General features: G+C 57.5%; 8 protein-coding genes. 7 read left to right on the top strand and 1 reads right to left on the bottom strand.

Features of this window, described 5'->3' with window-relative positions:
* Window positions 1-110 precede the first annotated feature (110 nt).
* The 4 genes from PspS49_RS09030 to PspS49_RS09015 all read left to right on the top strand — a co-directional run bounded on the left by PspS49_RS09030 (window position 111) and on the right by PspS49_RS09015 (window position 7,853).
* A complete protein-coding gene (locus tag PspS49_RS09030; RefSeq protein ID WP_160038885.1) occupies window positions 111-1,982 on the top strand; it encodes a hypothetical protein in 1,872 nt (623 codons plus the stop codon).
* Window positions 1,983-2,217: 235 nt separating this feature from the next.
* Window positions 2,218-3,933 (top strand): hypothetical protein, encoded by a 1,716-nt coding sequence (locus PspS49_RS09025; protein ID WP_160038883.1) that lies wholly within the window; start codon window positions 2,218-2,220, stop codon window positions 3,931-3,933.
* Between the two features lie 95 nt (window positions 3,934-4,028).
* Complete coding sequence (locus tag PspS49_RS09020; RefSeq protein WP_160038881.1) at window positions 4,029-5,882, top strand: hypothetical protein; 1,854 nt, start codon at window positions 4,029-4,031, stop codon at window positions 5,880-5,882.
* Between the two features lie 54 nt (window positions 5,883-5,936).
* Window positions 5,937-7,853 carry a hypothetical protein gene (locus PspS49_RS09015; RefSeq protein ID WP_160038879.1) on the top strand — a complete coding sequence of 639 codons (1,917 nt, stop codon included), beginning with the start codon at window positions 5,937-5,939 and terminating at the stop codon, window positions 7,851-7,853.
* Window positions 7,854-8,034: 181 nt separating this feature from the next.
* On the opposite strand, the gene uraH is transcribed toward PspS49_RS09015, so the two are convergent.
* Entirely contained in the window at window positions 8,035-8,388 is a 354-nt protein-coding gene (gene uraH, locus PspS49_RS09010; protein WP_007913983.1) for a hydroxyisourate hydrolase, read from the bottom strand.
* 420 nt (window positions 8,389-8,808) lie between these two features.
* Here uraH and puuE point away from each other — a divergent pair, with 420 nt between their 5' ends.
* The 3 genes from puuE (at window position 8,809) to alc (ending at window position 11,331) form a co-directional block, all read left to right on the top strand.
* The gene (puuE, locus tag PspS49_RS09005; protein WP_038366990.1) at window positions 8,809-9,735 is read left to right on the top strand and encodes an allantoinase PuuE; all 927 of its coding nucleotides are present in this window, start codon (window positions 8,809-8,811) and stop codon (window positions 9,733-9,735) included.
* Complete coding sequence (gene uraD, locus PspS49_RS09000; RefSeq protein ID WP_034151758.1) at window positions 9,732-10,247, top strand: 2-oxo-4-hydroxy-4-carboxy-5-ureidoimidazoline decarboxylase; 516 nt, start codon at window positions 9,732-9,734, stop codon at window positions 10,245-10,247. Before puuE ends, uraD begins: the two co-directional genes overlap by 4 nt.
* 88 nt (window positions 10,248-10,335) lie before the next feature.
* On the top strand, window positions 10,336-11,331 hold the full coding sequence (gene alc, locus PspS49_RS08995; protein WP_007913974.1) for an allantoicase: 996 nt from the start codon (window positions 10,336-10,338) through the stop codon (window positions 11,329-11,331).
* Window positions 11,332-11,439 lie beyond the last annotated feature (108 nt).

The raw sequence follows: 11,439 nt of genomic DNA, 5'->3' as shown, positions 1-11,439 counted from the left end.
TTCTTCATCTCGTTCCCGGCCACGGCTCTGCGGGATGTCGACGAGTGCGCCTGAACAATGCGACGAGACGCTTTTTGCGCTCGATATCACCCCTCCACGAGTAATTGAGTATGGCCAAGCCCCCCAAGAAAGTTTCTGTGACAGCAGCCGCCGCCGATACAACAGTTACAACAAGACCTGTGCAAGCAGGTTCAGGCGCTCCTCACAGTATTCACTTGCCCGACACCCCGATGTCTGGCATCGATTCGACCACTGGATCTGCGGCGTCCGGTACCTCAGTCACACGGCCGCCGGCTGTTACCGTCAGCGAAATGCCGGGACTCGGTAGCGACACCTACAGCTCCGCGCGCAGTGCGATAGCCTGGCCACAGAACCGTTTGAATGAGCTGACACCGGTCGCAGAAACCCCCGGACTGTTCACCGGACCGGATCAACGAACCTACGCCCAACTCGGCAACGAAGGCCGGTTCGTCGTCGAACAGGATCGGCGAGGCAACTATTACGTGCCGCTGACCTTTGCACCCGGTGTGCCGGGACCGGTGGTAACGAGGTCTGAAGGCCTGACCAGTTGGCACATTCAGCGCCCCGGCTGGCAACCCATGCGGACCCGATCCGAGACGCCTGTCACAGCGCAGCCCCTCGCCTACCTGTCGCCGGAGGATGCAAACACCCTGACCCGAGCGGAACTTTCATCGGAGGGGATCCGTTACAACAAGCTCAAGCAAACCTTCGTCGATACGGCAGAAGGCACAGTGATGGTGCGTAAAAACCAACAGGGTGAATACCGATATGCCTCAGCCACCAGCAGAGACTCGCTCAATCTGACGTTTGAACAGATGCCCGGCACGCTACTCTGGCGCCAAAAGGCTCAAACAGCACAGGCCGCTGACAGCCCTGTTGCGGGTCAGTCCCGGCCCGCCGCGGAACCGGACGAGCAAGTACCCGGCCCCAGCAAACGTCCACGCCTTGATACGTCCAGGCCACCCGAGCCATTTCCAGCGGCCACTCTCGACGCCACCGTCCCGACCGAACAGACACCGTTCTTCTGGTTACAGTGGGGGCATTTGAACAAGCCGCCAGTGGTCGAGTCGGTGCAGCTTGGCTGGTTTCATTATCCGATCGTGCCGATTGGCTCCAACCGCTCACCAAAAGTCTATTTTGTGCAGCACCCTGACTTTGCCCCGGCCGGCTTCGTTGCCTTTGAAACGATGCTGCGCACAGCACCGTCACTGCAACCTGTTGCCACCTTTCGCATCGGTAACGATCCGGGAGAAGTACACCCCGGCAAACGCTTTTTCGAGGAGCCTTTAGCGCAGTCGGTGGCCAGTGCGTTTCCCGACTTTTCTGCGCCGACCTCATGGGCTGTTGCGAGAAGACTCTACGAACTGGCAGACAACTCCGCCGTCATTACCGGCACCGGCCTGGTCAATATTCAGGCTGTCCTGCATCAGTGGAAGCAGAAGCCGTTTCCCACCGCACCGGCGTACGCCGACCCGCTCAATATGCTCGCGGTGGCGCCATCCATCGATGCCGGAAGAAAAAAGCTTATTCCGATGCCCTCCCAGGTGGACAGCGAACTGCAACGGCTCACCTTCGATCCACAGCGGTTTCCCATCGAGTGGGGCCACTATAAAACGTACCCCACAGACCTGAACCTCAGACGCCTGCTCGGTGCCTTGCTGATTCGCAGCGGCTACGACGTTTTTCCACTGACACACGAACATCACATGCCAACGCTGGTGTTCAGGCATGCCACCCATGATCAGGTTTACTTTCTGAAATTGGGCTCGGTAGAACATGTCGGCCTGTCGCACACCCCGGGGAATGAACTGGCAGACCCGGGGTTGCCGGCGAGGATTGGCAACGATGCGTTTCTCGCCCTGACCACCGCAACGGCACAAAACAAAGTGGTATGGCTGATCGGTGGCGTCTTGAAGGTCGAGTCGACTCCGGACTCGGTATTCATCATCAGAGAGCGCTGAGGAACGATAAAAAACGCTCGTCGGCCGTGCGCCGGCGAGCGTTTTTTCACACTTGGAAGATTGTGCAACATCGTGCGGTACTTGCTGGCAGAGCAATACATATGTACCGCACATCCGGGAGATTTTTTCACGAACATGCCCCCTCCACAGTCAGTGGTCAGAGAGCTTCACCGCGTCGACCTGATCATCTGCCTCTATGCAAACGACCGGATCAGCAATTCCAAGGAGTCACCCAATGGCCAAGCCACCCAAGAAAGTTCCGCGCACGCTTCCAGCCGATTCGTCCGGGACACCCACCGAACATTCAGGCAATCCTCGAGGGGCCACTACCGGCGAAATCGTTCATCCTGTTCCAGGCACTGCTAGCCTGCCTGCCGCAGCCGGTTCGTCTTCTTCAAGCGCCTTTGGGGCGTTGCCCGAACACCGCCCCACTATCACCATCCACCACCTTCCGGCTCCCGTCGCCGAGCGCCCCTCAGTCATCGTTCACCACTTCCCTGAGGGTGCTGGCCCATCAAATGTCGCAAATTGGGTAGCCCTTCACTACAGCGAAAACCAGCAGGCAGCGGTCGCAAGCAGCTCCACAAGCGGGCGAGTGCAACACCCGGTCTTTATCAACGCCGAATCGGCAAACCGGCTGAAGTTGCAGCCAGACACCAAAGAGGGAATTCGGTACGACAAGCACAATAAAGTGTATGTCGAAATGCAAGGCGGCATGATCATGCTGGGCAGTACCCCGGACGGTTGGAGGCAGACGTATGCCGGAGAATCGACGCCGACGGGTAAAAGGGTTGAACAGATTCCAGGCTCTAAGCTCTGGCGTGAAATTGACGGGCCTCGACAAGGCCATCGAGCCGCAACCGACGCAGCGTCCACTGAAACGACCGATGCCACGCCCGGTCCGAGCAAGCGCCCACACCTGTCCGAAGAAGTCGACGTGACATCGAATGCAGGCACGCTGGTCAGACGCCTGTCGGTCCAACGGTCACCTGCGCTGGATTTGTCCACGGCACAGTGGAAGAACTGGGGAAAAACCACGAAACCGCAAACGGGTGAGTCGATCGAGATAGATGGACTGCACTATCCGACGGTGAAGCAGGTTTTACGCGCCGATACCGAACTGGTTTATCTGCAACACCCGGGGTTTAAACCTGAGGATTTTGACGGATTCGAAAACATGCTGCGCCATGAACCCTCGAAGCAGCCGAAATGGGTGCTTAAACGCGATGGCCAATGGAGGGTGGTGGATAATCAACTGCCGTTTGAAATGTCGCCTACGCAATATGCATCCCGGGCCATGAGCCACCTGTCTGAACATTCGGCAAATAACCTCGCCAGAGCCGTGTTTGATCGTGTGTCTACACATCAAGGGATTGATGCCGCTGGGCTGTCGGTAATGACGCAGACGTTTCGGCACTGGACAGACAGAATCAACAACACCTCGCCCCAGCGCGTTCTTTCCGACCCGCTGATGCTGCTACCCACATTGCCCGCCCAGCACCATGCCCAATATGCCGGCGGAACACTCTCCTTGCCGGCGTACTCCTCGAACCGATTGCAGCGACTGGACTTCGACGTCCAACAACCGGATATCATGCCGAACCCTTCAAGCACACGCGACTTGTTCGAAAGGTTCCTTGGGCTCAGCGGCTACAGCATCAATCCGAAAAGACATCCGCATCCGAGTGGCGAAGACGTCATGATCTTTCACCGCGACGGCATCGCCGCTGTGTTCGTGTTGAGGTTGTCCCCTGCTACGCAAGGACCTGTTCCTCGTTATACCGCCGTTGGTTCCGAACTTTCCCAACCGCTTTTCCTGAGCACACTCAGTGCAAAGGATAAACAGGCGCTGGCCGAGCATTTGCAAAAATACGAAGTGATTTATCTGCTGGGCGGCAAAGAGCAGATATCCCCCGATAGCTCGACCCTGTTCATTGTCAGAGAAGGTTGACTGCGCCAACTGGCTTTTCAGCGAGTTGTCCGCAAGTGCCTGTGGGCAACCCTCAATCTGAACAACCGCTCATTTCACACAGCGAGATTAAATCAATGGTCAAACCACCGAAGCGTGTGGCAGGGATTACTGCGCCCGATATCCGTCCGAACACCGGGAGCACCTCCCACAGACTCTCGGGCGAAAGCCTGATCACCACACAATCCTCCACAGGTTTGCCAGACACACCTGCGCGGCAACCGTCAGTGCACGTCAACGAAATACCAGCGCCTTCGCCACTGTCAGTCGCAGCCGCTCTGCGCTCAATCACCTGGCCTGCCGATCAAGTACATCTGCTGCGGCGTATGGATGCCGAAAGCGGACTGTTCATCAGCCCTGACGGCAAGCTATATGCCCATGTCGAGCATGAAGGGCACCTGTTGGTCGAACTTCAGCGCGATGGTCGCTACCAGATTCCTTTCCCGTTCGCTCCGCACCTGCCTGGACCCTTTCTGGTCAAAGCAGAACGCCAACCCCTGTGGACTTTCGAACGACCGGCCTGGATGACGCAACACTCAGAGAGCGACAGGCGAAATGCGGGCGCTGAAGGGCCCGCTGTCGAACAGCCAATGTACCTGGCCCCCGATGACGCCGCCCTGCTCTCTTCGCCCCTGTATACCGCCGAAGGAATCCGCTACGACAAGCACCGCAAGACCTACATCGACACCGCGCATGGCACCGTCAGGGTGCGTAAAAACGCCGACGGTCAGTATGAGCAAACCTCTGCGACGACACGCAACTCGTCCACGTTGCTGTTCGAACAGATTCCCGGAACCCGACTGTGGCGACGCAAGTTTGCTGACGACCAACCTGACTCGCAGAGTTCCACCGGGGAAGCGGGTGTCGTCGCGACCGAAATGCCAGAAGCCACGGCAGGCCCCAGCAAACGCCCTCATGTGGACGAAGGGGCAGATACCACGCATGCGCTGACCGAAAGCTTGCTGTCAGCCAATCCCGAGGCGATCAACCTGAGTTTCGGCTTGTGGCGAAACTGGGGGCGCAGTATCCGGCCGCAGTTGGGTCAGCACATTGAAATAGACGGACAGTTTTACCGGATCGTGCAACAGCAACTGGGACCGGACCCGCATCTGGTGTATCTGCAACATCCCTTGTTTTCACCGGCCCTGTATGACGCCTTCGAATACATGCTGCGGGACAACCCGTCGCTGCAGCCAAAATTCGCCGTTAAAAGAACCGAACACTGGACGGTACTGGACGACGTCGTTCCGTTTGAAATGCCGATCACGCAGTACATTTCCAGAACCTTCAAATACCTGTCGGATCTATCGGTCAGTTCACTTGCCCGGGCCATGTTCAATCAAGCGAACCGCTCCGAGATCATCATCGGCCCGGGGTTGGCAATGCTCAACCAGGTGTTTCGCTATTGGCAAAACAGGGGACTGCGCAAGGCGCCACATCGAGAGCTGGCTGACCCACTGTTGATGTTACGCAGCCAGCCCGAAACGGCGGATACCCTGGCGATTCCCTTAGCGCTCGGTGAAGGTCTGATGCGCCTGGATTTTGATCCGGGCCGCTTCCCCAGGCACTGGAACGACTACGCCAGCAAGCCGACTGCGGCCCACCTGCGAAGACTGTTCAGCCAGCTTCTGAACGATGACGGTTACGTCATGACTTCGACGGAGCAGAGGCTCGATGGCGACGCGTTAGTGTTTCATCGCGAGAAAATCGATCATGTGTTTGTGCTCAAACTGCCAGCTCTCGTCAACCGCAGACTGCCGCGATTTAGCGCAGAGGGTGCCGAACTGAATGGAGCGTTATTGCAAACCCCGATCAGTGGACAAAAGCCTCTCGCTGCTTACCGGCAGGAAAACCGGATCAGCTATCTGCTCGGTGGAATCCAGACCGATGCGTTGGGGCAAATCACGCTTTTTATCATCAGGGATCGATGAGAAATCAATCGAGCCAGTCGGCGATATGACGAAGGACCGTTTAGAGCAATTGCCATGATTAAAACGAGCAAAATCACCGTTCGCCCTGTGTCGCCCGACACATCCACAACCACCAGGCCCGTGATCGAAGTCGATGTCGATGTCGATGTCGATGTCGTCACGGACCGTGCAAGCAACAACGGACATCCTGCCACTTTATCTCCTGACCCCAATCGAGTGCCCGACCCGTTGATTGCCACTGCATCAGGCCGCGACGTCGTAGCCGAGCCCCATGTGGTGGTGAGCTACATTACCGATCCGCTGATTACCGAAGCCAACGCCCGGCTGGCAGAGATTTCCCTGCCAGGATTGCAGGCTCACCTGTTACGGGCGCACGAATCCGTTGACGGGCTGCATGTAACACCAGAAGGGCAGATTTACGCACAGCTGGAAGAAGGCGGATATTACCGGGCAGAACTCAACAGCGACGGTATCTACCAGATCCCGTGGCCCGCGGCACCGGGGGTAACGCCGCCTATTCTGAGAAAAATCGACGGCCAGCCACGCTGGCGCCTTGAAGCACCGTGGTATGTCGCCCGATCCGCGACGGGACGTCTGCCAGTGCCTGGAGTGGCTGCCGAGCTGCCATCAACGATTCTCTTCGTCGACCCGTATCTGGCGACATTGCTTCCGGCCGCACATGAATCCCCGAATGGCATCAGAAAAGGGCCACGGGGGAAAACCTACGTCGATATTGCAGACGGAACCATCATGGTTCGCAGGAATGAACGAGGCGAATACAAACTCACCTCTGCGACGACTACGAACGTGCCCGATTTAACTGTCGAACAGATTCCCGGGCAATTTCTCTGGCGCCTCCAGTTGCAGACCGCAAGTGCGCAACCGGATCCACAACCGGGCACCTCGCGAACCCTCCAGCCGCCGGAAGAGGCCAGCCCAGGCCCGAGCAAACGTGCGCGCTTGCCCGGAGACAGCGACCTGCTCGACCCATCGATTCCTGTAAACAATCCTGGCGACTGGCAAACCTGGGGGAGCGCCACAAAACCCATTGCAGGCGACTCCATCGAAATCGCCGGCAGGCACTTTTCCATACTTGATCAACCCACGCACGCTGTTGACGCGCTGGCGTTTATCAAACATCCACAGTTTTCTGCCACACGTTTCGATGCTTTCGAAAACATGCTCCTCACTACTCCACAGTTACAACCCCAAGGCGTGGTGAAGCTGGCGGATTCGAGAACCGGCCACGCTGCAGACTCATGGCGAATCGTCGATGGCCTGCCATTTCGTAAAAGCCTGACGCAGTACGTCAGCGACCACTTTGCTTATCTTTCAAATCACTCCGCGAACAAGGTGGCGCGGGAGATTTTCAATCGGGCCAGTCACTCGGAAGAACTGACTGGTCCGGGTATCAATGATTTATTCGACACGATCAAGTACTGGGAGAATCGCCCAACGTCGGTAAGCGATCAAAGAACCCTGCGCCAGGACTTGAGCGATCCGTTGATGCTCCTTTCCCCCCTTGCGGTCGACGCGAACGATTACGTCCATATGCCTCTGCCTTCCGCTGAAGGGTTGCAGCGAATCGACTTCAAGGCACACACGTTTTTCGAAACGCACTATCTGACAGAGGGTCACTCCATACGCGATTTGTTCAACGTTGTCCTTCGCGGAAATGGCTACCGGGTGTCTTATAGCTTTCGCAATAAAGCGCAGGATGCACTGCTGATCCAGCGACAGGGTATCGATACGGTGTTCATCCTGCTCACCAACAAATTCAGGGGCGACAGCATGTTTGCCGAGGACCCGACTGTCTGGCTGAAGAAAAAGGCACTGGTCAATAAAATCGCACTCCACGACAAAATAACCCTGCAAGATCATCTCGCTGCGGACAAGATCATTTATTTAGTGGGTACCAACGATCCGCATTCCGCCAAGGGAAACAGTCTTGTCATCACCAGGCTTCGCTGACTTTTTCTCGACGCAACGCAAACTGGCGAAATTCACTTGAGCTGAAAATCTCAGCCATCTCTTGGCCTGCCATTCATTGACAGGCAAGTGCGCAGACGAAAAAAAGCCCGCAGTGTGAGCGGGCGAAAGACCAAAGAAGCTATATGCGCAGTCGCTTCCCGGTGGGGCAGCTGCTTGGGGGTCAGCTGCCCCGGTACGTGGAATAGCTGTACGGCGAAATCAGCAATGGCACATGGTAGTGATCCTGTTCGGCAGAAATGCCGAAGCGCAGCACAACCACGTCCAGAAATGCCGGTTCCGGCAACTGAACGCCACGGGCGCGGTAGTAATCGCCCGCGTGGAACTGAACCTGATAAACGCCGGTGCGATAATCGTCGCCTTGCAGCAGCGGCGCATCGACCCGGCCATCGCTGTTGGTGACCGCGCTGGCGACCAATTCCAGGTGCGAACCTTCAACGCGGTACAGCTCGACCTTGATCGAACTGCCCGGGCAACCGTGTGCAGCGTCCAAAACGTGTGTTGTCAAACGTCCCATTGGTTCTGCGCGCCTGCCTGCGTGGAGCAGTCAGACCTCGCGCCTCCCGAAGTCAGATAAAAAGGAGACCGCACCGATTCGGAGCACGAAACGCTGCGGCGAGCGATTGATTAAGACACTTTTCAAAAAAATTGTACACAATAAAAACGACATTTTTCTCATCACCCCCGCCATTCGGGGGTTTCCTGCCGATGAGCCAGCGATACGCCTATTCATTGAACCTCCTATCCATTAGCTGACTGGTCAGGCAGGTTTCTTGCAGGCTCACGCCAATAGCAGTAAAAGATGACAGTCGGTGAAAAATGCGAAAATTCAGGCTTACAAATTGCGAATAAAGTTGTATACAATCAGCCCATCGCTGTGACGCCAGCCTGCCAGGCCGCCACATACATCTGTCAACGAACAAGAAGGAAGACTGCAGTGAGCGCTGACTACCCACGCGACCTGATCGGTTACGGCAGTAACCCTCCTCACCCACACTGGCCGGGCAATGCCCGCATCGCTCTGTCGTTCGTACTCAATTACGAAGAAGGCGGCGAGCGCAACATTCTGCACGGCGACAAAGAATCCGAAGCCTTCCTGTCTGAAATGGTTGCCGCTCAGCCGCTGCAAGGCGCGCGCAACATGAGCATGGAATCGCTTTACGAGTATGGCAGCCGTGCCGGCGTCTGGCGGATTCTGAAACTGTTCAAGGAATTCGACATTCCGTTGACCATCTTCGCCGTCGCCATGGCCGCCCAGCGCCACCCGGACGTGATCCGCGCAATGGTCGATGCCGGCCACGAGATCTGCAGCCACGGCTACCGCTGGATCGACTACCAGTACATGGACGAAGCGCAGGAACGCGAGCACATGCTCGAAGCGATCCGCATCCTCACCGAGATCACCGGTGAGCGCCCACTGGGCTGGTACACCGGCCGCACCGGGCCGAACACCCGTCGTCTGGTCATGGAAGAAGGTGGTTTCCTCTACGACTGCGATACCTACGACGACGACCTGCCCTACTGGGAACCGAACAACCCGACCGGCAAACCGCATCTGGTGATCCCGTACACCCTCGACACCAACGACATGCGCTTCACCCAAGTGCAGGGTTTCAACAAGGGTGACGATTTCTTCGAATACCTCAAAGATGCGTTCGACGTGCTCTACGCCGAAGGCGCTGAAGCACCGAAAATGCTCTCGATCGGTCTGCACTGCCGCCTGATCGGCCGTCCGGGTCGCATCGCTTCGCTCAAACGCTTTATCGAATACGCCAAAAGTCATGAACAGGTGTGGTTCAGCCGCCGCGTCGATATCGCGCGTCACTGGCACGAAACCCAGCCGTACCAAGGGGCCGCCCAATGAGCCGCTTTCAAACCCTGCAACCGTCGAGCCTGAGCCGCGACGCTTTCGTCAACGCTTTCGCCGACATCTACGAACATTCGCCATGGGTAGCCGAGAAGGCCTACGACCTGGGCGCGGACGCGTCGATCGACGAGATCGAAACCCTGCACCAGCGCATGAGCGACATCCTGTTGAGCGCCGATCACGCCAGTCAGCTGGCCCTGATCAACGCTCACCCGGACCTGGCCGGCAAAGCTGCCGTCCAGGGCCAACTGACCGAAGCCAGCACCAATGAACAAGCTGGCGCCGGTATTCACCAATGCACGGCCGAAGAGTTCCAGCGCTTCACCGAGCTGAACGACGCCTACAAAGCCAAGTTCAAGTTTCCCTTCATCATGGCGGTAAAAGGCAGCAACCGGCATCAGATCCTCGCGGCGTTCGAAACGCGTATTCACAACTCGCAAGACACCGAGTTCAAATGCGCGCTGGCGGAGATCAACAAGATCGCCCTGTTCCGTTTACTGACTCTTTAGCGAAGCCTGACCCGAGTGCATCAGACGCGGAGAGCACCCAGGGTCTTGCAAGCATCCCCAGCCACTTATTTAAAGGCAGACAAGAAGAATGAAAGCTTACGCCGTACCTTTCGAAAAATTCGTCAACCTGGCCGATGCCCGTCTGGGCACCAAAATCATCTCGGTCACCGATGACTGGTTCGCAGACGCCAATCGTCTGTTCCAACCGACCCCGGCCGTATGGAAGGAGGGCGTGTTCGATGACAACGGCAAGTGGATGGACGGCTGGGAATCGCGCCGCAAGCGCTTCGAAGGCTTCGACAGCGCAGTGATCCGTCTGGGCGTACCGGGCTCGATCAAAGGCGTGGACATCGACACTTCATTCTTCACCGGCAACTTCCCGCCATCGGCCTCTCTCGAGGCGTGCTTCCTGGCGTCGGGCGAGCCTGATGAAAACACCCAGTGGACGGAAGTGCTGTCGGCCGTCGAGCTGCAGGGCAACAGCCACCACTACCACGAAATCAGCAACGACCAAGCGTTCAGCCACCTGCGCTTCAACATCTACCCGGACGGCGGTGTCGCCCGTCTGCGCGTGTACGGCATTCCGTTCCGCGACTGGTCGGCGGTTGGCGACAACGAGCAAGTCGATCTGGCAGCAGCCCTCAATGGTGGCCGCGCCCTCGCCTGCTCCGACGAACACTTCGGCCGCATGAGCAACATCCTCAACCCGGGCCGTGGCATCAACATGGGCGACGGCTGGGAAACCGCACGTCGCCGCACGCCGGGCAATGACTGGGTGATCGTCGCACTGGGTCACCCGGGCGAGATCGAGAAGATCGTCGTCGACACCCTGCACTTCAAAGGCAACTACCCGGACACTTGCTCGATCCAGGGCGCGTTCGTCAAGGGCGGTACTGACAGCCAGATCGAAACCCAGTCGCTGTTCTGGCGTGAACTGCTGCCAAGCCAGAAGCTGGAAATGCACGCCGAGCACACCTTCGTCGAGCAGATCAAAGCGCTGGGCCCGATCACCCACATCCGCCTGAACGTGTTCCCGGATGGTGGTGTGAGTCGCCTGCGCGTTCTCGGCAAGGTCGCTAAATAAGGTTGAACCCATTCGCGAGCAAGCTCGCTCCCACAAGGGATTGCATTCCAAAGGTGGGAGCGAGCCTGCTCGCGAAGGCGTCAGAACAGTCAACACAGAATTCGGATA

Source organism: Pseudomonas sp. S49 (assembly GCF_009866785.1).
GTDB lineage: Bacteria > Pseudomonadota > Gammaproteobacteria > Pseudomonadales > Pseudomonadaceae > Aquipseudomonas.
The sequence above is the reverse complement of the archived record's forward strand: the minus strand, read 5'-3'. Positions and strand labels throughout refer to the sequence as shown.

Bases quoted from the DNA above. Each gene is read 5' to 3' on its own strand.
- PspS49_RS09030 (WP_160038885.1), top strand. From the start codon at position 111: ATGGCCAAGCCCCCCAAGAAAGTTTCTGTGACAGCAGCCGCCGCCGAT.
- PspS49_RS09025 (WP_160038883.1), top strand. From the start codon at position 2,218: ATGGCCAAGCCACCCAAGAAAGTTCCGCGCACGCTTCCAGCCGATTCG.
- PspS49_RS09020 (WP_160038881.1), top strand. From the start codon at position 4,029: ATGGTCAAACCACCGAAGCGTGTGGCAGGGATTACTGCGCCCGATATC.
- PspS49_RS09015 (WP_160038879.1), top strand. From the start codon at position 5,937: ATGATTAAAACGAGCAAAATCACCGTTCGCCCTGTGTCGCCCGACACA.
- uraH (WP_007913983.1), bottom strand. From the start codon at position 8,388: ATGGGACGTTTGACAACACACGTTTTGGACGCTGCACACGGTTGCCCG.
- uraD (WP_034151758.1), top strand. From the start codon at position 9,732: ATGAGCCGCTTTCAAACCCTGCAACCGTCGAGCCTGAGCCGCGACGCT.
- alc (WP_007913974.1), top strand. From the start codon at position 10,336: ATGAAAGCTTACGCCGTACCTTTCGAAAAATTCGTCAACCTGGCCGAT.